Here is a 25,374-nt window from a genome sequence, read left to right on the forward strand (position 1 = left end):
GTACATAAAATCGCTGCGCCGGTATGTGGCGTCGCGCACAAAGCCTGTCAGAGTTGCACGCGTTGCTGCCGCAGCCTGGCGGCTTGCGGTGCTTGAGTCGGCTGCGGCGGCGGATCGCCGATCGGCGGTGCAACCGGTTCGAACGGATCTGGAGTCGGCGTGGGGGGCGTGTCGGGCTCATCAGGAGTGAACGGCGGCTCGACCGGCTCGGGACGGTGAGCGTGCTTCGCAAGAGCAAGCGCGGGAAGCACAGGAGCGGCGGCATATTCCGGCATGTCGGTGATCCTCGTTTTCGCGTTCGATTGAATCGCTGCAAGGTCTGTGCCGGAATCGACGCGCTCCTGGCGAGACGGCGCGCACGTCGTACGCGGGCGTGGTGCGTCGGGCGTAGTGCGTTGGGCGTAGCGCTTTAAGCGTCGGCGCCGCCCAAGGCGCGCGCTTCGTCCGTGCCGGCGTCGCCTTCTTCACGCGCGTCGTTGCCGTACTCGACCAGACGGTTGTACAGCGTCTTCAGACTGATGCCGAGAATCTCAGCCGCGCGCGTTTTCACGCCGCCGCATTGTTCGAGGGTCGCGAGTATCAGCTGACGATCCGCTTCGGCGAGCGACGTGCCGAACGGAATCGTGATCGCCGTGCCGGCCGCGGGCTTGGACAACGTGATCTGCAACGGCACCGTTGCAGTGCTGTCCGAATCGGCAGCCGACATGATGTGCGCGCGCTGCACATAGTTCTTCAGTTCGCGCACGTTGCCCGGCCAAGGGTAAGACAACAGCATCTCCTTCACCGCGGCGGGGAAATGCTTCTTCGTAGCGTGATGCTCGTTGAGTTCGTCGAGGAAGGACTGGGCAAGCAGCTCCACGTCCTTGCCCCGGTCGCGCAAAGGCGGCAGGCTAATCGGGAACACGTTCAGGCGATGGTACAGATCCAGACGCAGCTTGCCTTCCAGCACGGCCTGCTCCGGATCGCGATTGGTCGCGGCGATCAGACGCACGTCGGTTTCGATTTCCCTGGTCGTGCCGACGCGCATGAACATGCCGGTTTCCAGCACACGCAGCAGCTTGACCTGCAACTCGATCGGCATTTCGGTGATTTCGTCGAGAAACAGCGTGCCGCCGTTCGCCCGTTCGAAATAACCCTTGTGCTGCCGGTCCGCGCCGGTGAACGAGCCACGCTCGTGGCCGAACATTTCCGACTCGATCAGGTTCGGCGAAATCGCGCCGCAGTTCACCGCGAGGAACGCATGCTTACGGCGCAGGCTGAGCTGGTGCAGCGTCTGCGCGGCGACCTCCTTACCCGTGCCCGACTCGCCCACGAGCATCACCGAGGCCGCCGTCGGCGCGACACGGCCGATCTGGTCGTACACCTCCTGCATGGCCGGCGAATTGCCGAGCATCAGACCGAAGCGGCCCATGCGGCGCAACTCGCCGCGCAGCGTGCCGATTTCCGCCTTGAGATCGCCGGGGCGCGGCAGGCGCGACAGGATCGCCTTCACGCGCTGCATGTTGATCGGCTTCACCAGGTAGTCGGTCGCGCCCATCTTCAGCGCGTTCACCGCCGACTCCACCGTGGCGTGGCCGGTAATCACGATCACCTCGACGCCCGAACGCGGATCGAGGTCTTCGAACAGGTCGACGCCGCTGCCGTCGGGCAGCTTCAGGTCGGTAAACACGACGTCCGGCATCTGCCGGACCAGTTGAATACGCGCCTCGCGCAAATCACCCGCGGTAGCGGTGGTGAGGCCGTCTTCCCCGATGATGGCGGAAAGCGCCTCGCGGGTACCGGAGTCGTCGTCGACAATCAGTACGTGTGGCATCGCGTCTCAAAAGCCCGAAAGCGTGAATGGGGAAACATGCTGAACCGCATGCCCAAAAAAGCCGGCCGGCGCCCTTTCGCCTGGCTGCGACGCGCCCGGATGTGAGCACACGCCAACTTTACGGCAAAAGCGCCAAGCCTTCGACTTAACTCAATATCGCAACAATATATGGAGAGAGCCTAGGCCACAACGCATAATTGTTGTGAATTTGTCTATTATACGGCGTTATCGAGACAAAGCAGCACCGCATCCGACCATCGCACAGCAGGTTGCGGTGCCCCGGCGATGCGGTTCAAGCAGCGGCGTTCAGCTGCGCGGAAATGGCCATGCGCCGCCGTTGCCGTTCGGATGCTCCGAGCCATTGGCGCCATGAGTAGCCGGATTGACACCCTCCGTCTCGACACTGCCGGCCGGGGTAGGCGGGGTGGCCACCGTGCCGCCCTCATCCTCCCAGCGGCTCAATTCGCGCGCCGCCGAAACCTGCGAAGCACGGTTTTTCTTCACATAGCGCAGGGCCAGCCAACCACCGACACCCATCAGCGCGCCAAAAATGGCAATTTTAGGTCGTGCCATCGTGAACTCCTTTTCATCGTGAAGCCTGTCGTGAAGCTCGTAGTGAAGCAGATCGGCCTGGAGCGGCTGGGCCTTGGCGCGCGGCCAGTACGCCGATCAGGAAACCCACCCCCGCGGCGATGCCGACCGACTGCCACGGGTTGTGCCGCACGTATCGCTCGGCGTTGACGGTCGCGGCCCGATAGCCCCGTCGCGCGCTCTGTTGCGCGTCGCCGAGCGCTGACTGCAAACTCTCGACGTGCGTTCCGAGGCGATCGCGCAGCGCGCTGACGCCTTCGCCCGGCACGTTGGCGGCGAGCCGCAGCATTTCCTCCGAGTCCTTCAGCAGCACTTGCAGATCCTGGACGATCCTCTGGCCGCCGAGTGCAAGCTGTTGCGTGGTGTCAGTCATCATTCACTCCCATGTCCGGGTTCTGCGTTCGCGAATCGTGTCCGGCGAGCTGTCAGAGGGCGTCGATAGCCGGCGCAATACGTCGGAAACGGATGCGTGCCAGGCGCCAGTCGCAAACATCGTTCCCGGTAAATTTGCCGCTCGCGAACCGCGTTTCCGCCCGTTCCAGCACTTTCGACCGACCGCTCATCGATGTATTTCACCACCCGCCACGCCGATTGCCGCAAGCGCCGTCGAAGTGGTTAAATCGACTTTTATGAGATATTGACCTTGCGGGCCAATATCTCGTTATAGGCCTGCGCGCCGCAACAACGAACTACATTTGCACAGGGCTCCCCGTTTATGGCGTCAACCGAGCTGGACTCGCCCACCGTCTCCGCCGGCGGCAAGGCTTCGGCACAGGCCAAGCAGCGCGTCGCGGACGGTATCGCGGGACTGAAATCGTATGGGCTGCTGTACGGCTCCTCGCCGGTGATGCTCGATCTGTACGAGCAGATCGCGCGCGTCGCCAGCACCGACGCGACCGCGCTGATCATCGGCGAATCGGGCACCGGCAAGGAGTTGATCGCCCGCACGATTCACGATCAAAGCAGCCGCAAGGAAGCACCGTTCGTCGCGGTCAACTGCGGCGCGATTCCCGATGAGCTGATCGAAGCCGAATTGTTCGGCCACGAGAGAGGCAGTTTCACGGGCGCGGTCCAGGGCCGCGTCGGCTACTTCGAACATGCGAACGGCGGCACACTGTTCCTCGACGAAATTACCGAGCTGGCGCCGGTCCGCCAGGTCAAGCTGCTGCGCGCGCTCGAGACCGGCACGTTCTATCGGGTCGGCGGCAACGAACTGATTCACGGCGACGTGCGCGTGATCGCCGCAACCAATCGCGACCCCGCGGTGGCCGTCAAGGAAAACGGATTGCGTGAAGATCTCATGTACCGTCTCGCCGTTTTTCCGTTGCGCGCGCCGCCGCTGCGCGAGCGCGAAGGCGATCGCGAACTGCTCGCGCAACACTTTCTCGCCTTGCTGAACCAGCAGGAAAGCACGAACAAGAGCTTCAGCAAACGGTCGATCGAAACACTGCGCACGTGGTCGTGGCCGGGCAACGTGCGTGAGTTGAAGAACGCCGTCTATCGGGCATTCATTCTCGCGGAGAAGACGGTCGAGCTGCCGCATCCGCATCTCGCGGCGCGCGTGAAAAAGCCCGTCACCCAGGGCAATGCGATGAGCGTGTGGATCGGCACGCCGCTCGCCGATGCGCAGAAGCAGATCATTCTCGGCACGCTGAAATATTGCGGCGGCGACAAACGGCGTGCGGCCAAGGCGCTCGGCGTCAGTCTGAAAACGCTGTACAACCGCTTGAGCGCCTACGGCGGCGAAGCTGCGGAAGAAGAAACCGAACAATAGGCTGTGGCATCCCGCTCGCGCGCCAGGTTCGCGTGAGCGCGTCTCCGCTGTCCACATCCACGCTCAATTTCCCGGCTTGTCCTCCCGCCAGCAATCCCTTCGCACCACCAGGCAAATTGGCATCCGCTCAACAGAAACCGATTTGACCCGCATCATCTTTTGCAATTGCTTGCACTTTCCCTCTGCCAATTACAAATAGCATCCTGCAAAATGCGGCAGCGCGTATCGCAACGATGAAATCGGCGCGCTGTTCGTTCACCCAGTCGCGTTGAACGTCAATGAAGGGCGCCGGCAGAAGCAGAGACAGAAAAATGCAAACAAGTAGGGTGCGGGCCAACCGGGCAAAACCAACGGGCAAACGCGGGCGCTCCAATGCAGCGGCGCTTGTCGCGCTGGCGATGGCGATCTCGTCGGCGTTGAGCGGCTGTGGGTCGCTCTACTCGGAAGGCGCCACTGCCGGTGCCGGTATCGGCGGCGCCGCGCTCGCGTCGAAGGTCACCCACAATGCGGCGGTCGCCACCGGCATCGGTCTCGGCGCGGTGGCCGCAGCCCGCGCCGGCGTGCAGTACTCGGAGCGGGTGGTCCACAAGAATACCCAGGACGGCATCGCGAAAATCGCCGGGCCGCTCGAAGTCGGCGCCGTCGCGCCGTGGAGCGTGACCCACTCCATGCCGATCGAAGACGACGAACATGGCCGCGTCACTGTCAGCCGCACGATCAGCAGCGGCGCGCTCGACTGCAAGGAAATCGTCTTCTCGGTCGATCAGACCGCCACCCAAAATGTGCCCGCGAGCAGCACGTTCTATGTCGCATCGATCTGCCGCGACGGCGACAACTGGAAGTGGGCGTCGGCTGAACCCGCCACCGAACGCTGGGGCGCGCTGCAATGAAGGCGCTTTCGCGTTCGGTCCCGCGTGTGGTCCCGCGTGTGGTCCCGCGTTTGGTCCCGCGTTTGGTCCCGCGCCTGATTCCACGTTTGATTCCACGTTCGGTGCCTCCTGTGCATTCCGGTACCCGCCTGCGTCTGGCGCTAGCCAGTGCACTCTGTGTGAGCGCCGGCCTGCTGACGAGCGGCTGCTCGTCGGTCGGTGCGGCGAGCGGCGCGGCGGCCGGCGTCGCCTCGGGTCTCGTGACCACCAATCCGGCCGTGGGCATCGGCGTCGGCATCGCCGTGCAGGCCGCCACCGACGAAGCCATCGGCCGCTACATGCGCACCCTGCACACCGATCAGCAGAACATGATCGCCGCCCTGGCGGGCGCGATGCCGGTCGGCGAGACGCGGCCCTGGTCGGTCAAGCACACGCTGCCGATCGAGAACGGCCACGGCAAGGTGCGTGTGACACGCGCATTCGCTTCGGCGCTGACGCTATGCAAGGAGTTCGTGTTTTCGGTCGAGGACGGCGACGGACCGAACGCGCACGAAGCCTGGTACACCGGCAGCGCGTGCCAGCAGGACAAAGGCTGGAAGTGGGCGTCCGCGGAACCGGCGGTCGAACGCTGGGGCAATCTGCAATAAAAAAGCGGCAGGGTCTCCCCTGCCGCTTTGCCTGAAGCGTCTTAATCGCCTTGACCGAACTTAAGACTCCACGTCTTCCAGACTGAAAATTTCGGTCTGGTCGTTGTAAGAGAAGATCTCGCCATAACGGCCCCAGTTGATCACCGCGTCGAGCGTCTCTTCCGCGGCGCTGTCCGACAGGAAATCCTCCAGTTCCTGCTCGAAGCGCACCCGCGGCGCCCGATGCCCCGGCCGTTCGTTCAGCACCTTCTTGATTCGGGCCGCCAGCGGCACGTGCCGCAGCAGATGCTCGGCGAACATCATCTTGCGCTCCTGCGTACCGAACTCGGCGAAGACGCGCGCCGGCGGGGTCAGGAAGATATCGCCTTCGCGCACGTCGGCGAAACCCAGGTGTTGCAGCACTTCCGCGACCGGGAACAGATCGTCCACCTCCAGATGCAGCGAGCGGGCGATTTCCGGCATGTCGGCGCGGCCGTGGTACGGCGCGGCGGCCAGCGTTTCGATCAGACCGGCCATCAGGTTGGTCGACACATGCGGCAGCCAGCTGTGCAGTTCGAGCCCCTTCTTGGTTTTCTCGTCGGTCTGGCGCGCGGTCATCTTCGCGTAGATCTCGTCCACCAGGCGGCGGAACGCCGGGTCGAGACGGTTGCGCGGATGCTTGAACGGCACCTTGATCTCGGCGATCACACGGCCCGGATTCGACGACAGCACCAGGATTCGGTCGCACATGAACACCGCTTCCTCGATGTTGTGCGTGACGATCAGCACCGCTTTGATCGGCATGCGGCCTTGCGTCCACAGATCGAGCAGGTCGGTACGCAGCGTTTCGGCGGTCAGCACGTCGAGCGCGGAGAACGGCTCGTCCATCAGGAGCAGTGTGGGGTCGACCACCAGCGCGCGCGCAAAGCCGACGCGCTGGCGCATGCCGCCCGACAACTCGCGCGGATAGGCGTTTTCGAAACCGTCGAGACCGATCAGGTCGATCGCGGCGAGCGCGCGTTCGCGCCGCTCGCGTGCGGCGACGCCCTGCGCTTCGAGACCCGCCTCCACGTTCTGCAGCACGGTCAGCCACGGGAACAGCGCGAAGGTCTGAAACACCATCGCGACGCCCTTGGCCGGCCCGTCGAGCGGCTTGCCCATGTAGGTGACTTCGCCGTCGGTCGGCTCGATCAGACCGGCGATGATACGCAACAGCGTCGACTTGCCCGAGCCCGAACGGCCCAGCAAACCCACGATCTCGCCCTCGCGCAACGACAGATTCGCATCGTCGAGGACAAGCAGCTCGCCCTGCGACTTGTTGAAACCGCGGCACACGTCCTTGACGCGCAAGATCTCTTCACCGAGGCGCGGCGGCATCGGCGGGGTCTGGATCGGCGCGGCGGTCATAGCAGCTTTAGGATTTTGCATCGCGTTTTGCCTTCATTTCTCAATCGAGCCGGAGCTTGGCTTCGGCGTAGGCGTACATCGGACGCCAAAGCAGGCGGTTGAACAGGGTCACGAACAGGGACATCACAGCGATGCCCAGAATGATCTTCGGATAGTCGCCCGCCGCGGTGGTTTGTGCGATATACGCGCCCAAGCCATGCGCGGCCACCTTCGTGTCGCCCCACTGCACGAACTCCGCGACGATACTCGCGTTCCACGCGCCGCCCGACGCGGTGATCGCGCCCGTCACGTAATAAGGGAAGATGCCCGGCAGCATCGCCTGGCGCCACCATTGCCAGCCGCGGATATGGAAATTCTTGGCAGCCTCGCGGTAGTCGTTCGGATACGAACTGGCGCCGGCAATCACGTTGAACAGGATATACCACTGGGTGCCGAGCACGATCAGCGGCGACAGCCAGATGTCCGGGTTCAGATGAAAGCCCACGATCACGATGACGAACACCGGGAACAGCAAGTTGGCCGGGAACGCGGCAAGGAACTGCGCGAGCGGCTGGATCTTCTCCGCGAGCGCCGGACGCAGCCCGATCAGCACGCCGATCGGCACCCAGACCACCGAGGCGATCGCGATCAGCAGCACCACGCGCAGCAGCGTGATGAGTCCAAGCACGACCACGTGGCCGACTTCGTCGAGCGAGACGCCGGTGCGCACATAGATGAACACGCGGTACACCACATAGACGGTGGCGACCAGCACCAGCGCCGCCCACACGATGTCGCCGATACGCGAGGATTTCTCGCGCTGCGGAATCTGGAAGCGCGGCGCGTGAATCGCCGGCAGCCGGAACGGCATGCGCGCGGCCTTCGCGAACATCCAGCCGAGCGGCACCAGCAAACGGTGAATCAGGCGCGTGCGGCGAATCAGGTCGAGCAGCCACGATTCCGGCGCATTGCCCGAACTGGTGGTTTCCATGCGGAATTTGTCGGCCCATGCGACCAGCGGGCGGAACAGGAACTGGTCGTAGGCGAGAATCACGACGGTCATCGCGAGAATCACCCAGCCGATCGCGTGCAGATTCTTCTCGGAGATCGCCTGCGCCAGAAACGCGCCGATCCCCGGCAGCGTGATCGTGTTGTTGCCGACCGTGATGGCTTCCGAGGCGACCACGAAGAACCAGCCGCCCGACATCGACATCATCATGTTCCAGATGAGCCCGGGCATCGAGAACGGCACTTCGAGCTTCCAGAAACGCTGCCATGACGTCAGATGAAAGCCGCGCGAGACTTCGTCCAGATCGCGCGGCACCGTGCGCAGCGACTGATAGAAGCTGAACGTCATGTTCCACGCCTGGCTCGTGAAGATCGCGAAGATCGCCGCCAGTTCGGCGCCGAGCACGCGGCCCGGGAACAGTGCGATAAAGAACGTGACCGTAAACGAAATGTAGCCGAGCACCGGCACCGATTGCAGGATGTCGAGAATCGGCACCAGCACCATGCCGGCGCGGCGGCTCTTGGCGGCGAGCGTGCCGTACACCAGCGTGAAGATCAGCGACGCGACCATGGCCGCGAGCATGCGCAGCGTAGTGCGCATCGCATATTCAGGCAGGTTCGACGGGTCGAGCGAGATCGCCTGAGTCTTTAGCGTCGCCATCGGCGCCAGCGTCTCGTGAAAGCCGATCGCCGCCATCGCAAGGATGCAGATAATCAGGGGAAAGGCGACGAAGTCCCAGCGATTGGGCAACACCCGCCAGGCGGAAGCATTGGCAGTGCGCTTCAGTTCGAAACTGAAATCCATCAGACGCCCTCCCCGTTGATACAGGTGTTCGAACGCACAAAGGAAGCCGCGCCTTCTGCGCGGCGGTCTGAAGATCGGTCCGGAAAGCGGAAATCAGGCATGGCAAAACGCGTGTGCGCGGTAAATCGTTAGCGTTGGAGACACGTGGACCGGTGACGGACGGGTCCGCGGGCGAGCCGCCCGGGACCGTTACCATGACGCCGGACCCCTGTCGTCGCAGGCGCCGCCCGTAGGCTGGCGAGCTTTCCTTGTTTTGGACGGCACGACACTACACCATCCTATGTTTCAGGCACAACCTTTCGCGGTAAATAGCGGCAAATTCCCGGCAACGAATCTCGCCCGTCACCGGCAAGCCATACCGCGGTCGTTTATCGTCGCGCGCCAGCCACCCCGAGGGCCTGCCGCGGATCCGTGAGGCATCGCCCCGCGTCATCCGGAAAACCCGCGCAACCATTCAGAAACCCGACACGCTGCCGTTAAGAACCTGATGGGCTAGGCGAGCGTGCTTCGCATCCCCGCAATAACGGTGGCGTCTGGTCTCACGACGGTTAAAATCGGGAAACGACGCACATGTTCGTGGCGCATGTTCGTGGTTCATCCCGGGCCGCCACGGCACCCCGCCACCCGATTTTCCACTACGACGAATCAGCGCCTGCGCGCTGCCACGAACGAGCTTGTTGCATGCCACAGCCAGACGGATCAGAGGGTCGATGAACAGGACAACCTTGCGCCAGGCAACCGGACCGGTCAGCTTAGTGTTGATCGTGCTCGTTTGCTGGTTCGTGGCCGGCATGGTCGCGGACCGGATGGTACAGCAAGAGCTGGACGCGGCCTTGCACGTGCAGCGACAAATATCCACGTCGATCGTCGACAACATGGCCGAGGTGATCGCCAGCGACCTCGCGATGTCGCGGGCCCTTCCGGCAACCATGGCCGAGATGGACGTGGTGCAGCACGCGCTGTCAAAATCGCAGAATTATGCCGCGAACGACGCAGCGGCGGAACCCGCCCAGCGCGCCGCGTTGCTAAAAGACCCGCAGATGGCCGCTGTCAGCGACTTTCTGCACGACGCGCAAGGCTTCTCCGGACTCGACCAGATCTGGCTGGTCAACGCCAACGGCATCTGCGTCGCGTCGAGCAACTCGATCCACAACCCGCTTGCCGGAGAGCAATCGTTGGTCGGCGCCGACATGCGCACGCGCAGTTATCTGACCAACGCGCTGCTCGGCGCGTTCTCGGAAGCCTACGGCGTCGGCCGCGTGAGCGGCGAGCCGGGCATCTTCATCGCGGCGCCGGTCTACGCCGATGGCCTGCTGGTCGGGGTGGTAGTCGCCAAGGTGGGGATCGCGCGGTTGCGTCACTGGGTCGCGCACGCCGGCACCTTCGTTGCCGACGAGAACGGCGTCATCATCATGGCGCACAACAGCGCGCTCGAAGGCCACGCGCTACCGGACTCGCGGATCCAGCACATGAGCGCGGCCGAACGCCAGACCACCTATCACCGCGACGCGTTCCCCGACGTACGGATTCAGGTCGCCCCGCAGGTGCGCGAGCAGGCGCCGTGGGTGCCCACCGCAATCGCCGCACAACTGTTCGGCATGACCGAGCGGCCCTTGCCGTCGCTTTACCAGGCGCGCGGCGGATTGAACTCGGGGCTGTCGGCCCATCTGGTGGACCCGCTCGCGGCCTGGCCTGAATTGCTGCGCAATCACACGCGCGATCATCTGCTGGTGTTTCTGACGCTCGCCGGCACGGTCGCGCTGGCGTGGGTGATTACCGTGTCGTATGTGCGCGAGCGGCGCCACCATCGCGCCACGCGCGACCTGGCTGAGCAATTGCAATCGGCCAATACGCTGCTGTCGGCCGAGGCGCGCCACGACGCGCTGACCGGCGCACTGTCGCGGCGCTATTTTCTCGATCTGCTGAGCCGCGAGATCGACCGCGCGCATGCGAACAACGAGCCGCTGTGCATGGCGATCGCCGACCTCGACCACTTCAAGCAGATCAACGACCGCTTCGGCCACGCCGCCGGCGACCGTGCGCTCGAACATTTCGTCGACACCTGCCGCGCCGAATTGCGCGGCGCCGATGCGGTCGGCCGGCTCGGCGGTGAAGAATTCGGCCTGCTGCTGCCGGCCACCGGCCTCGCCGGCGGCCGCGACGTGGTGGAACGGCTGCGCCTGCGCCTGAAGGCGGTTCCTTCGCCGAAGCTGCCTGCCTCGGTGGGCCTGAGCGTCAGCATCGGCATCACCGAACTCTCACCCGACGATTTGCCCGAGCGGATCATGAGCCGCGCCGACCTCGCGCTGTACGCGGCAAAGACCGGCGGCCGCGACCGCACCGAAGCGCTCCCGCCCGACGACACCGCGCCGCCGGCTCGCACTGTCGCCAACGCCTGGTAACAACAAATCGATGCGCAACGGAACGCTTTCGCGCGCGCATCCGGAATCCAGATGACGTAACGCAAGACCCCGCAAGAGCCAGCCTTCGGCATACCGTGACGAAGCAGGTATCATCAACCCTGCTATTGAGGTTGCCGCTACCGCTCTAACGGGAGATTCGCATGAAGGGAAATCTGGTCATCGTGTGCCGCGATCACGATGCTGACGCGTTCGACCACTTGCTGGCCGAATACGGCGCATTTCAGACACGCCTGTCGTCGACCGCGTGGTATCTGAAATTGGACGTCGCGCCGGAACTGATTCAGGAAGAGATACTCGCGCGTCTCGGCAAATACACCACACACTACATCTTCGAAGCCGAAACCGTGACGTGGAACACGGTGGATAACGAGGCGGCGAATGCGCTGAACACACTGTTTTCAGACTAGCGCCACTGCGCTTGCCGAACTGCTCAGGCGCGCGCTCCGACTATACGCAAGGGGCGGGCGCGGCCACCCTCACCCCCGACCTACCACGCACTTTCCGATGCCGCGGCGACACGCGGCGCCGACTCGAACGGAAAGCTCATCAAAATCCGCAAGCCACGTCCCTCGTGGTTGCCGATCTCCCACTCTCCGCCCGCACGCCGCACCAGCCGTTCGACGATCGCCAGCCCCAGACCGCTATGGCCGTTGCCGCCGCGCGCCGGATCGAGCCGCACGAACGGACGGCTCGCGTTGATCAGATCCTGCGCGGCGATGCCGCTGCCGTTGTCGCGCACCGACAGCGTGAAACCCTGAGGCGTGCGCGCCGTGGCGACGACGATCGGCGGCGCACCGTACGCGTGCGCGTTGTCGAGCAGGTTCGACAGAATCCGGTCGAGCGTGGCGGCAGGCAGCAGGAAACCGGGCCCGGCTTCGAGTTCGGTCTGCACGGTCGGCGCACCGGACGCCACCGCGCGATAGCTGCGCACCACGCGCTCGCACTGCGTATCCACCTCGACGGCCTCGCCGCGATCGGCGCCGTCGTGAGCGAACACCAGAAACTGCTCGACGATATGCGTCATCGAATCGACGTCGCGCACCACGCCGTCGCGCATCTTCACCTCGTCCATCATCTCGGCGCGCAGCCGCAAGCGTGCGAGCGGTGTTTTCAGGTCGTGCGCGACGCCGGCCAGCATCACGGCGCGGTCGTTCTCGGTACGGGCGACTTCCTGAACCATCTGGTTGAAGCCATGCGTCAGTTGACGCAATTCGCGCGGGCCGCGCTCGGGCACCGGCGGTACCGGCAGGCCGCGGCCGAACCGCGCCACCGCCTGGGCGAGCGAACGCAACGGCTGCTGCAACGCCCATGCGGCAAATAGCGCCGCCATCACCGCGAAGGAAAAGATGGTCGCGAGCCACAGCACCGTACGGTCGAGCGAACGCGGCGTGCGCAACGGCTGCACCGGCACGACAATCCAGTTGCGATCCGAGACGGCGCGCACCCACAGCGTGGGCGGATGGCCCGGCTGGCCGATCCGCACCAGGGTGCCTGACGGCATGCGGTCACGCACGTCGTCGATGAAACGTTCGAGCGGCGCCGGCAGGTTCGCGGGAGCTGGCGGCACGTCCGGGCTGGCCGGATCGACCAGCCTCACGCGCGACGGCAACGGCTGGTCCGGCGTATGCGCGACGTGCTGGCGCACCGCGTCGACGAGGAAGGTGGCCTCCTCGACCGCGTAGCGCACTTGCAGCTGGCTGCGCTCGAGGCGCATCAGCGCGTACCACGCGAAATGCGACAGCAGCAGCACCGCGACGACTAGCAGCGCCAGCCGTCCGAACAGTGAATCAATGGGTCGGCGCATGCTGTTCGCCGTCCGGCACGAACACGTAGCCGCGCCCGCGCACCGTCTGAATGAAGCGCGGCGTGGACGGATCGGTTTCGAGAATGCGGCGCAAGCGCCACACCTGCACGTCGATACCGCGGTCGGTGCCGTCGTATTCCGGGCCGTGCAGCAGTTCGAGCAGGCGCTCGCGCGTGAGCGTGCGCATGGGGTGATTGACGAAAATCTTCAGCAGCGCGAATTCGCTGCCCGACAGCGTGAGCGGCTTGTCTTCGAGATGCAGCGTGCGCGACTGGAAATCCAGCGTGAAGCGGCCGAAGTTGAACGGTTCGCGCTGCTCCGGCGCCGCCGCCGACGGCAGCGTGCGGCGCCGCCGCAATACCGCCTGCACGCGCGCCAGCAGCTCGCGCGGGTTGAACGGCTTGCCAAGGTAATCGTCCGCGCCGAGCTCCAGACCGACGATACGGTCGACGTCGTCCGCACGCGCGGTGAGCATGATCACGGGAATGTCGTCGCCCGACGCGCGCAGCTTGCGCAGCGCGGTCAGCCCGTCGACACCCGGCATCATCAGATCGAGCACGATCAGATCCGGGCGCTCGCGTTCGAGCCGCCGCTCGAGCGAGCCGGCGTCGTGCAGCACCGAAACCTCGATGCCCTGACGGGCCAGGTAGTCGCGCAGCAGATCGCGCAATTCGACGTCGTCGTCGACAACAAGTATTTGAGTAGCCATGGCTCAAGTTTAACGCGCAGGAGGGTGGGTTTCCGACCCCGGCCGACCCTCAAAGGGTTACCGGGTGTTACGGTGAAAGGCGCACGTAATGCTCCGTAATAGCCGCATCCAGCGGCGTAACACAGCGCCGGGCGCACATCTCTACGCTGTGTCTTACCGAATGCAGGCCGTCTTCTGTTGCCGGTTGCATCGTCGGCTATTCCATTCCAAGGAGCTTTACATGTCCACCAATAAACTGTCGCGCATTCTCGCCGTCGCCGCTACTGCTCTCGCCATCGGCGCGGGCGCCGCCTATGCCGTGCAACCTGCCGATCACGGCGAACACGGCGGCTGGCATGGCCACTTCATGAAGGAACTGACCCAGCTGCATAACCAGTTGAACCTCAACGCGGATCAGGAAAAGCAGTGGCAAGCCGCGCTCGACACCATGAAGCAGAACCACGAAGCGCAGCGCGCCAACCACGAGCAGATCAAGAACCAGTTCAAGGCCGCGCAGCAGCAGCCGATTCTGGACCTGAACGCGATGGCCGCGGCGCATCAGCAAGTCGAGCAGAAGGACGCACAACTGCGTCAGCAAACTTCTGACGCATGGCTCAAGTTCTATAACGGCCTGAACGACCAGCAGAAGACCACCGTCAGCACGGCGCTGAAACAGCGCTTCGCCAAGATGGAAGCACGTCACGAAAAGATGCGCGAGCGCTGGGAGAATCGAAAGGACGCCGCGTCCGCGCCGGCTGCCAATCAGTAAGCGGCACGCGCTGCGGACAGCCGCTTCGGCCGGCCGCCGCGTGAATGCAAAAACGCCACGGAAAGTTTTCCGTGGCGTTTTTGTCTGAGCGCGCGGCGTGCAAGCCGATACGCCAGTCGCGTCGTCAACCATCGGCCATGGGCGCTCAGCCGCCTCACCCGTTCAACCGCGCATCCACTCGCGCGCTCTTCGGGTTAGCCGCTCAGCCGCTCGACCGCCTAGCCGTTCAGCGGACCCAGGTCGAACAGCAGCACTTCGGCGTTATCACCCTTTTCGAGCGTCACCTTGTCGGTGTCGGCGAGCTTCGCCGCGTCGCCGGCATCGAGTGCTTCGCCGTTCACGGTAAGTGCGCCCCTTGCCACATGCACGTAAGCAAGACGACCATTCGGCAAGGCAAACTCAGCCTGCTCCGTACCATCGATCAGCGCCGCGTAGATCGACGCATCCGCGTGAATCGTCACTGAACCGTCGCGGCCGTCGGGCGAAGCGACCACGCGCAGACGGCCGCGCTTGTCGGCATCGTCGAAGCGTTTTTCTTCGTAGCCGGGCTGCTCGCCCGCGCGTTGCGGGATCACCCAGATCTGCAGCAGGTGCAACGGTTCGTCCGGCGATGCATTGAACTCGCTGTGCATCACGCCCGTGCCGGCGCTCATCCGCTGCACGTCGCCGTGACGAATCGTCGAACCATTGCCCATGCTGTCGCGGTGCGAGAGCGCGCCGTCGAGCACGTAGGTGACGATCTCCATGTCGCGATGGCCGTGCGTGCCGAAGCCCTGGCCGCCGGCGATGCGATCCTCGTTGATGACCCGCAGCGGTCCGAAATGCACGTGTTGCGGATCGCGGTAGTCCGCAAACGAGAAGCTGTGATACGAGTCGAGCCAGCCGTGATTGGCATGGCCACGCTCGTCGGAGCGTCGAATCTCGATCATGGGGTACTCCTGGTCGGTAAATAACGATGGCGAGAATGTATGGGCACGACGCGCGCCAGACAATCCGCGTGGGTGCACCGGATCGTTCCACAAATCCACGCAATCGGGCGCGGGTGTGGCGCACGGCCTGACCGGCTTCTGACCTGCCCGCCCGCGGGCGGCCTGATTCCGGCGGGCGGACTCCCCGTCGGCCGCCCCCCCGGATTGCCGCCCCCCCCCCGGATTGCCGGCCCTAGGATGACCGGCACAGGACACGAAAGCCGGCCCATTGTCAGCCACGGCGAATTATCGTGGACCAGGCCACGCACAACGGCGTCGCGCATGCACAACGCATTTGCGCCAGTTGCCCGCCGCCCTGCGGGTTCCACACTGGCGCGCTGCCCCTGTTCGGGTAAAATACCGCCCTTTTCGAGATAAGGTCGGCGCGCGGGCTTGCCGGCGGGCCCGGCATACGGGCGCATGCCCGGGCATGCGGGGGCGCGAAGAGACAGCCGTGGATAGCGGGAGACAACTGCGCGAGAACCACCGCGGGACTCAGCCCTCACGCACCGGCCGCTCGATGCGCCGCTCCGGCGCGGCATCCACACGCGGCGCAACAATTTTGACCGCCTAGAATAGCGACGGCTGGCCACCAGCCGGCGGTCGTCGAGATCGAGCCACAAGACGATCAGTTTGATCCAGGAGAAACATGAAGAAGTTCGCACTGTGCGTGGCGCTCGCCGTCATGACCACGGGCGCCATGGCGAAAGAATGGAAAACCGTGCGCATCGGGGTGGACGCCAGCTACCCGCCGTTCGAATCGAAGGCGGCCAGCGGACAAGTCGTCGGTTTCGACGTGGATCTGACCCGCGCGCTGTGCGCGAAAATGAACGTCAAGTGCGTGTGGGTCGAGCAGGACCTCGACGGCATCATCCCGGCGTTGAAGGCCAGGAAATACGACGCGATCGTGTCGTCGCTGACCATCACGGACAAGCGCCGCGAGCAGATCGACTTCTCCGACAAGCTGTTCGACGCGCCGGCCCGGATGATCGCCAAGGCCGGCTCGCCGCTCCTGCCGATGGCTGAATCGCTGAAGGGCAAACACGTCGGCGTCGAGCAGGGGTCGACCCAGGAAGCCTACGCAAAGGCCTACTGGGAGCCCAAGGGCGTGACCGTAGTGCCCTACCAGAATCAGGATCAGGTGTACGCCGACCTCGCATCGGGGCGTCTCGACGCCGCCCTGCAAGACGAAGTGCAAGCCGACGCCGGCTTTCTGAAGACCCCGCGCGGCAAAGGCTTCGCCTGGGCCGGCCTGGAAGTGAAGGACTCGAAGACGATCGGTGAAGGCACGGCAATCGGCCTGCGCAAGGACGACGCCGAGCTGAAAGCGATGTTCAATCAGGCGTTGGCACAGGTTCACCAGGACGGAACGTTCAGGAAGCTCGCGAAGCAGTACTTCGACTTCGACATCTATCCGGGACGTTGACCCAGTCACCGAGCAGTCGATCCGCAATACGCAACACGCAGTACCCACGAAACTCGGGGCTCGCCCGCATGGGCTTTCCCCCGGCTTCGTAATACAGTCGGCAAGACTCGAAGGGGAGTCGAACCGGGAGTTGAAACGCGCGCTGCAAAGCCGGCAACGGCCGTGCAGTCATGATTTGCACAGCGGTGCGCTGTGCGCCGCAGGTAACAGCGGGCTCAGGCTCGCGGCACAACGCGGCGCATAGCTGGCCGCGTCTTTCGCGGTGCGTCGCAAACGCATCGTCAAGGACCCCATATGTTCCTTCAAGGCTACGGCCCGCTGCTTCTCAACGGCACCTGGCAAACCGTCAAACTGGCGGTGTTGTCATTGGCGTTCGCTTTCGTGCTGGGCCTGCTCGGCGCGGCGGCGAAACTGTCGAAGAGCCGCTTTTCCAATGGTGTCGGCACCGTCTACACGACGCTGATTCGCGGCGTGCCCGATCTGGTGCTGATGCTGCTGCTCTTCTACAGCATCCAGATCTGGCTGAACAACCTCACCGACATGCTCGGCTGGGACCAGATCGACATCGACCCGTTCGTGGCCGGCGTCGCGGTGCTCGGCTTCATCTACGGCGCGTACTTCACCGAGACCTTCCGCGGCGCGTTTCTCGCGGTGCCGCGCGGCCAGCTCGAAGCTGGCGCGGCCTACGGCATGACCGGCTGGCAGGTGTTCTCGCGGGTCATGTTCCCGCAGATGATGCGCTTCGCGCTGCCGGGCATCGGCAATAACTGGCAGGTGATGGTGAAGGCCACTGCGCTGGTGTCGATCATCGGTCTCGCCGACGTCGTCAAGGCCTCGCAGGATGCCGGCAAAGGCACGCTGCGCTTCTTCTTCTTCACCCTGTTCGCGGGGGCGATCTATCTCGTCATCACCACAGTGTCCAACTTCGTGCTGATGTACCTCGAAAAGCGTTACTCGACCGGCGTGCGAAAGGCGGATCTATGATCGAGATCATCCAGGAATATTGGCGCAACTATCTTTATACCGACGGCTACCGGCTCACCGGCGTCGCGATCACACTATGGCTGCTGGTTGTGTCGATCGGGCTCGGTTTCTGCCTGTCGATTCCGCTCGCAGTCGCGCGAGTCTCGAAGAAGAAGTGGCTTGCCAGTCTGGTGTGGCTGTACACATATATATTCCGCGGCACGCCGCTCTACGTGCAACTGCTGCTCTGCTACACCGGCTTGTATAGCCTCGAGATCATCCGCAATCACGATCTGACCAATGCGTTCTTCCGCGACGGCATGCATTGCACGCTGCTCGCGTTCACGCTGAACACCTGCGCGTACACCACCGAAATTTTCGCCGGCGCGATCAAGGCGACGCCATACGGTGAAATCGAAGCGGCTCGTGCGTACGGCATGTCGTCGTTCACGCTGTATCGCCGTGTGATTCTGCCGTCGGCATTGCGCCGCGCGCTGCCGTACTACAGCAACGAAGTGATCCTGATGCTGCACGCCACCACCGTCGCGTTCACCGCGACCGTACCGGACATCCTCAAGATCGCCCGCGACGTGAACTCGGCCACGTACCAGTCGTTCAATGCGTTCGGCCTCGCCGCCCTGCTCTATCTGTTGATTTCTTTCGCGCTCGTGTGGCTGTTCCGCCGCGCCGAGCGCCGCTGGCTCGCTTACCTGCGGCCGCAAGGCAAGTAACCCAGGGCACCGCGCCCCAAGCAAGCCCGCCAAGGATCCTGATGAACACCAAGAAGCAAAAGCTCTTCGTCGACGAACTTCACAAACAGTACGGCGACAACGAAGTCCTCAAGGGCGTATCGCTGAAGGCCAACGCCGGCGACGTGATCAGCGTGATCGGCTCGTCCGGTTCAGGCAAGAGCACGATGCTTCGCTGCATCAACTTCCTCGAGCAGCCGAACTCGGGGCGCATCTTCGTCGACGGCGAAGAAGTCCGCACGCAGATCGGCAAGGCCGGTGCGCTGCGCGTGTCCGATCCGAAGCAGTTGCAGCGCGTGCGTACCAAGTTGTCGATGGTGTTCCAGCACTTCAACCTGTGGGCGCATATGAACGTGCTCGAGAACATCATCGAGGCGCCGATCAATGTGCTGGGTCTGAAGCGCAAGGAAGCCGAAGAGCGCGCGCGCCAGTATCTGGAGAAAGTGGGCCTGGCTCCGCGCCTGGAGAAACAGTATCCGTCGCATCTTTCGGGCGGCCAGCAGCAGCGCGTGGCGATTGCGCGGGCCTTGGCCATGCATCCGGACGTGATGCTGTTCGACGAGCCCACTTCCGCACTCGACCCCGAACTGGTCGGCGAAGTGCTCAAGGTGATGCAGACGCTCGCCGAAGAAGGCCGGACGATGATCGTCGTCACCCACGAGATGGCGTTCGCGCGCAACGTGTCGAATCACGTGATGTTCCTGCATCAGGGCCGCGTCGAGGAAGAAGGCCATCCCGACGAAGTCTTCAGGAACACGAAGAGCGAGCGGCTCAAACAGTTTCTTTCCGGCAGCCTCAAATAGAGGCGCTTGTACGGCCCGCTATCTGGGCTGTAGTCGAAGTAGAATTACAAGGCGCTTACAAGCGCCTTTTTTGTTTCGCTCACCTGTGCATTCCGGCCTTTTGCGCCGCGAAAATGGCTGCCGGCACGCCCGGATTCCCGCCGCGCCCGCCTTACTCCGCTGCATTTGAAGCGTCAATAGTGGCAATCCTTAACGCTGCTCGCTCCGAACCGTGATTCCCTTGTCGTATAAGGGTTTCCGGCCGTTTTTCGGACGTGGCGGCAGTTCCCCGCGCACATTCGTATTGCAATTTGGAGACACCTGCCGAGACAGGTACTAATTTCTTCTCCCAGACAAGGGTATTTTTGATAAATTAGTAACCAAAGTAGCAAAACAAAGTTCATTAAAAGTAGTTTCACTTCAAAACACAGAGGAGAACCGGTCGGCGAGGGATCGGCATGACGCTCAGCATAGCCGCCAAGGCTACTCGTCACGGCAGGAGACCCGATCCACCCGCTAATCTCCCTGGTACCGATTTCTGTTCGGCGCTGCAAGCGTCCGAACACCATTCGCAGTACTGGGTTTCACTTTTTGACAGGGTATGGAGGAGAAGATGAAGAAAGCTTTGCTCGCCGCGGCGCTGATGACAGCTGGTGTAGTTGCGCACGCCCAAAGCAGCGTAACGCTGTACGGCCGCCTTGACGCTGGCCTGGAATACATCAGTGGCCTTCCGAACGCTAATTACACGGGTTCCACGTCGCGCTTCCGCGCTGAAAGCGGTGACTGGGGCACGAGCCTGTGGGGCATGAAGGGTGTCGAAGACATCGGTGGCGGCAACAAGGTCCTGTTCCAGTTGGAAGGCTCGTTCAACACCATGAACGGTCAAGGTCCTGGCGGCGGCGGTCTCTTCAATCGCTGGGCAACGGTCGGTATGTCGAACGACGCGTACGGTACGCTGACGATGGGCCGCATGCTCTTCATCTCGAACGGCGTGTGGGACTTCGACCCGTTTGGTCAATCGAACTGGTCGTCGGCATCGCTGGTGCGTGGCCGCAACTGGCCGCAATCGAGCAACAACATTGCCTACCAGTCGCCGAAGTTCTACGGCTTTGACGTGTACGGTCAGTACGCACTGTCGAACGCAACGAGCTGGAACGGTAACGGCACAACGTCGCAAGGCCGCGAAGCCGGTCTGCAACTCACGTACACCTCGTCGCTGTTCCAGGTGCGCGGTCTGTACGACGAAATCCGCAACAAAAACAACGGCCAGTTCACCGACCCGTTCAACTTCTCGCGTGAATACACGGCGGGTGTCAACGTGTTCCTCGGTCAGTTCAAGATCCAGGGCGTGTACCAGGCGATCCGCACGTCGGCAGCAGCTAGCGCAGCGGGCCAGGCGCCGACCTCGCTCGATCACGAATGGGGTGGTGTGACGTGGCAAGCCACGCCGGCTGCCGCGCTGATCGCAGCGGTCTATCACGTGAATGCGAACAAGGGCGCGGGTAACGCAACGATCTACACGATCGGCGGTTCGTACAACCTGTCCAAGCGCACGCTGCTGGACATCCAGGTGGCCACCGTGCGCAACAGCAAGACGGCTAACTTCGGTCTGGACGCGAACAACGCAGGTAATGGCGGCAACATCACCAATTCGGACGGCACGGTCTCGTACAACGAGAACCCGCTGCCCGGCAAGAGCCAGACCGGCGTGTACGCAGGTATTCAACACTCGTTCTAAGCGAACGGTGTGCCCCAAGGGGATTTCCTTCGGGGCGTAGTCGCAAGATTTTCGAGAGAATCTTTTTCACGCTGCTGCGAGAGGCGCGTATCGGTGCGATGTCCGAAAGGGTATCGCACCGTTTTTTATTTCTGCGCGCGGTTTTACCACTGTGTTTTACGGCCTCCGCGCACCGTGGCGGTGCGTGCGATACGTGCGCTGCACCCGTTGCAATGCCGGCGGCGCTTTATACCGGCGTTTTAATGCTGCAGGCCGCGCCGCTCAAACCGCCGCTTCGTTTTCCTCGCCCGTGCGGATACGGATCACGCGCTCGACGTCCGCGACGAAAATCTTGCCGTCGCCGATCTTGCCGGTGCGCGCTGCGCCGATGATCGCGTCGATCACCTGATCGCACTGATTATCGGCGACCACCACTTCGATCTTCACCTTCGGCAGAAAGTCGACCACATACTCTGCACCACGATAGAGCTCGGTGTGGCCTTTTTGCCGGCCGAAGCCTTTGACTTCGGTAACGGTCAGCCCGGTGAGGCCGACTTCCGCGAGCGCCTCGCGCACTTCGTCGAGTTTGAACGGTTTGATGACTGCAGTGATGCGCTTCATGGCGAACCTCGTCTCGTGATTGGAAGAGTGGAAGGGAAATGGATGATTTTTATTCTACGCCGCGCCGGATGCGTTGCGGCAATCCGGCGCGCGCTTTTGGACACGCTTATGGATGTCCATAAGCGTTCGTTCTAACGCGCGGCCCTGCTCACTCGACCGGTTCGGTATAGCGCGACGTGATCGGATAACGCCAGTCGCGGCCGAACGCGCGGTGCGTGACGCGAATGCCGATCGGCGCCTGGCGGCGCTTGTACTCGTTGATCTTGATGAGGCGCGTGACGCGTTTCACGTCTTCGACCGCATAGCCCGCCGCGATGATTTCGGCGAGCGAGCGATCCTCTTCCATGTACATGCGCATGATCGCGTCGAGTACTTCGTACGGCGGCAAGCTGTCCTGATCGGTCTGATTCTCGCGCAGCTCGGCCGACGGCGCGCGCGTCAGAATCCGCTCGGGGATCACGTTCTGCTTGCCGAACGTGGTGGTCTGGTTGCGGTAATGGCACAGCTTGTAGACCAGCGTCTTGGCAATGTCCTTGATAACCGCGAAGCCGCCGGCCATGTCGCCGTACAGCGTGCAATAGCCGACCGCCATTTCGCTCTTGTTGCCGGTGGTCAGCACGATCGAGCCGAACTTGTTCGACAGCGCCATCAGCAAGGTGCCGCGGATGCGGGCCTGGATGTTTTCTTCCGTGGCGTCTTCGGCGCGGCCGGCGAACTCCGCGGCAAGAGAACTGCGGAACGCGTCGAACATCGGCGCGATCGCGATCTCGTCGTAACGCACGCCGACGCGGCGGGCCATGTCGGCAGCGTCGGTCGTGGAGATGTCCGCGGTGTAGCGCGACGGCATCATCACCGCGCGCACCCGGTCGGCGCCGAGCGCGTCGCACGCCACGGCCAGCACCAGCGCAGAATCCACGCCGCCCGACAGGCCGATCAGCGCGCCCGGGAAGCCGTTCTTGTTGATGTAGTCGCGCACGCCCATCACGAGCGCCGCGTACACCTGCGCTTCGAGCGGGAGCTCCGGCGCGATCGCAGACGGAACCGGCCGCGCGCCGTCGAACTCGACGATCGCGTGGCCTTCCTCGAACTGCGCCATCTTCGCGACCAGTTCGCCTTTGCTGTCGAGCACGAACGAGCCGCCGTCGAACACCAGTTCGTCCTGCGCGCCGACCATGTTCACATAGACCATCGGAAGCCCGGTTTCGCGGATTCGCGCGCGCAGAATGTCGACCCGCACCGCTTCCTTGTTCAGGTGATACGGCGAGCCGTTCGGGATCAGCAGCACTCGCGCGCCCGCCGACTTCGCCATTTGCGCAGCCGACGCATGCCACACGTCTTCGCAGATCACCACGCCGTACTTCACGCCTTCCAGTTCGAACACGAACGGCTTCGGGTCGGATGCGAAGTAGCGCTTCTCGTCGAACACCTCGGTGTTCGGCAGATCCTGCTTGCGATACGTGCCGGCCACTTCCCCGTCGACGATCAGCGACGCCGCGTTGAACGTGTCGACCGGCGGCACGCCGCGCTCGATCGGCGCGTTTGCATTACCATGGCCGTGCGCCGCGTCGCGCAGCGGGTGGCCGACGATCACATGCAGGCCGGCGAACGGCTTGAGTTGCGCGGCGAGATCGGCGAGCGCCGCTGCGCTCGCCGTGTAGAACGCGGGACGCAGCAACAGGTCTTCGGGCGGATAGCCGGAGAGCGCGAGTTCCGGTGCGATCAGCAGCTTCGCACCATCGTTGTGCGCGGCGCGCGCAGCAGCGACAATCTTCGCGACATTGCCGGCGAAATCGCCGACGGTGACATTGATTTGAGCAAGAGCGATTCGGGTCTTCATGGCAGGATCGACAGGCAAGCCACGCGGCTTGCGAGTACCGCGGCTGGATAGCTCGACGGAACGGACAAATCGGATAAACGAACGACGCACCGCTCAAAGCCGCGCGTCGCTCATTGGAAACAGTCACACAGATTGAACCAGGAACGCTTTGATTATCGCACGGGCATTCTGGCGTCGCCCTCCGAGGTGGACGCCGCTGAATGGAATGCCCTGCTTGCGCAGCAGCCGCAGCCCACACCGTTTCTGCGGCACGAGTTTTTGAGCGCGCTCTGCGCGACCCGATGCGCGGTCGCCGACACCGGCTGGGCGCCGCAATTCGTCACGCTGACCGATCCGCGCTCAGGCAGGCTCGCGGCGGCCGCGCCCGTCTATCTCAAGGGGCACTCGTACGGCGAGTACGTGTTCGATTGGGCCTGGGCCGATGCGTACAAGCGCAATGGCTTGCCGTATTACCCGAAGCTGCTGTGCGCGGTGCCGTTCACGCCGGTGCAGGGCAACCGGCTGCTGGCGGCGGATACGCACGCGTTGCGGCATCTGGCCGCGACGCTGATGGCGTTCGCCGAACAGGCCGACGTGTCGTCGCTGCACGTGCTGTTTCCGACCGAAACGGAAGCAAACGCGCTGACCGATCTCGGCATGATGCAGCGCGAAGGCGTGCAATTTCACTGGCTGAACGACGGCTATCGCGACTTCGACGATTTCCTGTCGACGCTCGAACAGAAAAAGCGCAAGAACATTCGCGCCGAGCGCCGAAAGGTACGCGAGGCGGGCGTGACGATGCGCCGGATCCGCGGCGAAGACATTCAGGACGCGGACTGGCGTTTCTTCAGCAAGTGCTACCGGCAAACCTACCGCGAACACTTTTCGAGTCCGTATCTGAACCTCGATTTTTTCCGCATGATCGGCGCGTCGATGCCGGAGAACCTGATGCTGGTGATGGCCGAATACGAAGGCAAGCCGATTGCCAGCTCGCTCGTGGTCTATCAGCGCGACGCGCAAACCGGCGGCACGCTGTACGGCCGCTACTGGGGCGCGCTCGAACATGTGCCCTGCCTGCACTTCGAAACCGCGTATTACCAGCCGCTCGAATTCTGCATCGAAGAGAAGCTCGGCGCGTTCGAAGGCGGCGCGCAGGGCGAGCACAAGATGGCGCGCGGTTTTCTGCCTACCGTGACGCGCTCGGCGCATTGGCTCGCGCATCCGGCCTTCGCCGATGCGGTCGGCCACTTTCTCGACAACGAGAAGAACAGCATCCACGCGTATGTGGACGAGCTGCGCGAACACAATCCGTTCAGGAGCTGAAGCACATTCATGCCGTGGTTTCTGTATCTGCTCGAGTGCTCGGACGGCAGCGTCTATACCGGCATTGCCACCGACGTGCAGGCGCGCTTCGACAAACATGTGAGCGGCGCAGGCGCGCGTTATACGCGTTCGCGCAAGCCGGTGCAGGTGTTGGTGTCGTTCGAGCTGGCGGACCGCTCGAGCGCATCGCGCGCCGAGTATTGGGTCAAGCGTCTGTCGCCGGCTGAGAAGCGGGCGCTGGCCGCGGGGTTGCGGACCCTGGATTCGGTACTGCCCTTGCCCGCGCCCGCAGAAGCGGCGGCGGAGGACGAAGCTGGCGCTGCCTAACGAAGCAGCGCGCACTGCGACCACGACCTCTGCTCTGCTCTGCTCTGCTCTGCTCTGCTCTGCTCTGCTCTGCTCTGCTCTGCTCTGCTCTGCTCTGCTCTGCTCTGCGTGGCTTGATGCATGCGC

Annotated in this window: 23 protein-coding genes and 1 pseudogene; 13 read left to right on the plus strand and 11 right to left on the minus strand. The window is 63.5% G+C overall.

All coding sequences use genetic code 11. The features are described 5' to 3' along the window. Window positions 1-47 precede the first annotated feature (47 nt). The 4 genes and pseudogenes from DLM46_RS23080 to DLM46_RS23095 form a co-directional block, all read right to left on the minus strand. Complete coding sequence (locus DLM46_RS23080) at window positions 48-275, minus strand: hypothetical protein (RefSeq protein WP_115104206.1); 228 nt, start codon at window positions 273-275, stop codon at window positions 48-50. A 134-nt stretch (window positions 276-409) separates the two neighbouring features. Continuing rightward, window positions 410-1,813: a sigma-54-dependent transcriptional regulator gene (locus DLM46_RS23085; protein ID WP_115104208.1), complete on the minus strand. Its 1,404-nt coding sequence runs from the start codon at window positions 1,811-1,813 to the stop codon at window positions 410-412. Window positions 1,814-2,119: 306 nt separating this feature from the next. Continuing rightward, complete coding sequence (locus DLM46_RS23090) at window positions 2,120-2,386, minus strand: hypothetical protein (protein ID WP_115104210.1); 267 nt, start codon at window positions 2,384-2,386, stop codon at window positions 2,120-2,122. Window positions 2,387-2,462: 76 nt separating this feature from the next. After that, window positions 2,463-2,777, minus strand: a pseudogene (locus tag DLM46_RS23095) (ElaB/YgaM/YqjD family protein); the annotation flags it as partial. 342 nt (window positions 2,778-3,119) lie between these two features. Between DLM46_RS23095 and DLM46_RS23100 the strand changes: the two are divergent. From DLM46_RS23100 to DLM46_RS23110, 3 genes are all read left to right on the plus strand, one after another. Continuing rightward, window positions 3,120-4,178: a sigma-54 interaction domain-containing protein gene (locus DLM46_RS23100; RefSeq protein WP_115104213.1), complete on the plus strand. Its 1,059-nt coding sequence runs from the start codon at window positions 3,120-3,122 to the stop codon at window positions 4,176-4,178. Window positions 4,179-4,489: 311 nt separating this feature from the next. Then, entirely contained in the window at window positions 4,490-5,068 is a 579-nt protein-coding gene (locus DLM46_RS23105) for a hypothetical protein (RefSeq protein WP_115104215.1), read from the plus strand. A 110-nt stretch (window positions 5,069-5,178) separates the two neighbouring features. Beyond that, entirely contained in the window at window positions 5,179-5,694 is a 516-nt protein-coding gene (locus DLM46_RS23110; RefSeq protein WP_244306336.1) for a hypothetical protein, read from the plus strand. A gap of 60 nt (window positions 5,695-5,754) precedes the next feature. Here the strand turns inward: DLM46_RS23110 and DLM46_RS23115 are convergent, their stop codons facing one another. Continuing rightward, window positions 5,755-7,101: an ABC transporter ATP-binding protein gene (locus DLM46_RS23115; RefSeq protein ID WP_115104217.1), complete on the minus strand. Its 1,347-nt coding sequence runs from the start codon at window positions 7,099-7,101 to the stop codon at window positions 5,755-5,757. 19 nt (window positions 7,102-7,120) lie between these two features. Further along, a complete protein-coding gene (locus DLM46_RS23120; protein WP_115104219.1) occupies window positions 7,121-8,872 on the minus strand; it encodes an ABC transporter permease in 1,752 nt (583 codons plus the stop codon). A gap of 710 nt (window positions 8,873-9,582) precedes the next feature. Here DLM46_RS23120 and DLM46_RS23125 point away from each other — a divergent pair. Further along, window positions 9,583-11,274, plus strand: a complete 1,692-nt coding sequence (locus DLM46_RS23125; RefSeq protein WP_115104222.1) for a sensor domain-containing diguanylate cyclase — start codon at window positions 9,583-9,585, stop codon at window positions 11,272-11,274. A gap of 161 nt (window positions 11,275-11,435) precedes the next feature. Next, window positions 11,436-11,702 carry a hypothetical protein gene (locus tag DLM46_RS23130; RefSeq protein WP_115104224.1) on the plus strand — a complete coding sequence of 89 codons (267 nt, stop codon included), beginning with the start codon at window positions 11,436-11,438 and terminating at the stop codon, window positions 11,700-11,702. Between the two features lie 80 nt (window positions 11,703-11,782). On the opposite strand, the gene DLM46_RS23135 is transcribed toward DLM46_RS23130, so the two are convergent. Continuing rightward, on the minus strand, window positions 11,783-13,099 hold the full coding sequence (locus DLM46_RS23135) for an ATP-binding protein (RefSeq protein WP_115104227.1): 1,317 nt from the start codon (window positions 13,097-13,099) through the stop codon (window positions 11,783-11,785). Beyond that, complete coding sequence (locus DLM46_RS23140; RefSeq protein ID WP_115104229.1) at window positions 13,083-13,808, minus strand: response regulator; 726 nt, start codon at window positions 13,806-13,808, stop codon at window positions 13,083-13,085. Before DLM46_RS23140 ends, DLM46_RS23135 begins: the two co-directional genes overlap by 17 nt. Before the next feature lie 220 nt (window positions 13,809-14,028). Between DLM46_RS23140 and DLM46_RS23145 the strand changes: the two genes are divergently transcribed. Further along, window positions 14,029-14,556: a Spy/CpxP family protein refolding chaperone gene (locus DLM46_RS23145; RefSeq protein WP_115104230.1), complete on the plus strand. Its 528-nt coding sequence runs from the start codon at window positions 14,029-14,031 to the stop codon at window positions 14,554-14,556. 218 nt (window positions 14,557-14,774) lie between these two features. On the opposite strand, the gene DLM46_RS23150 is transcribed toward DLM46_RS23145, so the two are convergent. Continuing rightward, window positions 14,775-15,485 (minus strand): pirin family protein, encoded by a 711-nt coding sequence (locus DLM46_RS23150; RefSeq protein WP_115104233.1) that lies wholly within the window; start codon window positions 15,483-15,485, stop codon window positions 14,775-14,777. Window positions 15,486-16,173: 688 nt separating this feature from the next. On the opposite strand from DLM46_RS23150, the gene DLM46_RS23155 reads away from it, so the two are divergent. The 5 genes from DLM46_RS23155 to DLM46_RS23180 all read left to right on the plus strand — a co-directional run bounded on the left by DLM46_RS23155 (window position 16,174) and on the right by DLM46_RS23180 (window position 21,182). Further along, the gene (locus tag DLM46_RS23155) at window positions 16,174-16,950 is read left to right on the plus strand and encodes an ABC transporter substrate-binding protein (protein ID WP_115104235.1); all 777 of its coding nucleotides are present in this window, start codon (window positions 16,174-16,176) and stop codon (window positions 16,948-16,950) included. A 294-nt stretch (window positions 16,951-17,244) separates the two neighbouring features. Then, window positions 17,245-17,934: an ABC transporter permease gene (locus DLM46_RS23160; RefSeq protein WP_115104237.1), complete on the plus strand. Its 690-nt coding sequence runs from the start codon at window positions 17,245-17,247 to the stop codon at window positions 17,932-17,934. After that, window positions 17,931-18,644 carry an ABC transporter permease gene (locus tag DLM46_RS23165; protein ID WP_115104239.1) on the plus strand — a complete coding sequence of 238 codons (714 nt, stop codon included), beginning with the start codon at window positions 17,931-17,933 and terminating at the stop codon, window positions 18,642-18,644. Before DLM46_RS23160 ends, DLM46_RS23165 begins: the two co-directional genes overlap by 4 nt. 41 nt (window positions 18,645-18,685) lie before the next feature. Beyond that, entirely contained in the window at window positions 18,686-19,465 is a 780-nt protein-coding gene (locus DLM46_RS23170; RefSeq protein ID WP_115104241.1) for an ABC transporter ATP-binding protein, read from the plus strand. Window positions 19,466-20,057: 592 nt separating this feature from the next. Continuing rightward, window positions 20,058-21,182: a porin gene (locus DLM46_RS23180; RefSeq protein WP_115104299.1), complete on the plus strand. Its 1,125-nt coding sequence runs from the start codon at window positions 20,058-20,060 to the stop codon at window positions 21,180-21,182. 261 nt (window positions 21,183-21,443) lie between these two features. Here the strand turns inward: DLM46_RS23180 and glnK are convergent, their stop codons facing one another. Together glnK and DLM46_RS23190 are read right to left on the minus strand one after the other, a co-directional pair. Next, complete coding sequence (glnK, locus tag DLM46_RS23185; protein ID WP_006048444.1) at window positions 21,444-21,782, minus strand: P-II family nitrogen regulator; 339 nt, start codon at window positions 21,780-21,782, stop codon at window positions 21,444-21,446. A gap of 148 nt (window positions 21,783-21,930) precedes the next feature. Next, window positions 21,931-23,619, minus strand: a complete 1,689-nt coding sequence (locus DLM46_RS23190; RefSeq protein ID WP_115104245.1) for an NAD+ synthase — start codon at window positions 23,617-23,619, stop codon at window positions 21,931-21,933. Window positions 23,620-23,751: 132 nt separating this feature from the next. Between DLM46_RS23190 and DLM46_RS23195 the strand changes: the two genes are divergently transcribed. Beyond that, window positions 23,752-24,921: a GNAT family N-acetyltransferase gene (locus tag DLM46_RS23195; protein ID WP_115104248.1), complete on the plus strand. Its 1,170-nt coding sequence runs from the start codon at window positions 23,752-23,754 to the stop codon at window positions 24,919-24,921. A gap of 9 nt (window positions 24,922-24,930) precedes the next feature. Then, on the plus strand, window positions 24,931-25,248 hold the full coding sequence (locus DLM46_RS23200) for a GIY-YIG nuclease family protein (protein ID WP_115104250.1): 318 nt from the start codon (window positions 24,931-24,933) through the stop codon (window positions 25,246-25,248). The last annotated feature ends 126 nt before the right edge of the window (window positions 25,249-25,374 follow it).

Source organism: Paraburkholderia lacunae, assembly GCF_003353175.1.
GTDB lineage: Bacteria > Pseudomonadota > Gammaproteobacteria > Burkholderiales > Burkholderiaceae > Paraburkholderia > Paraburkholderia lacunae.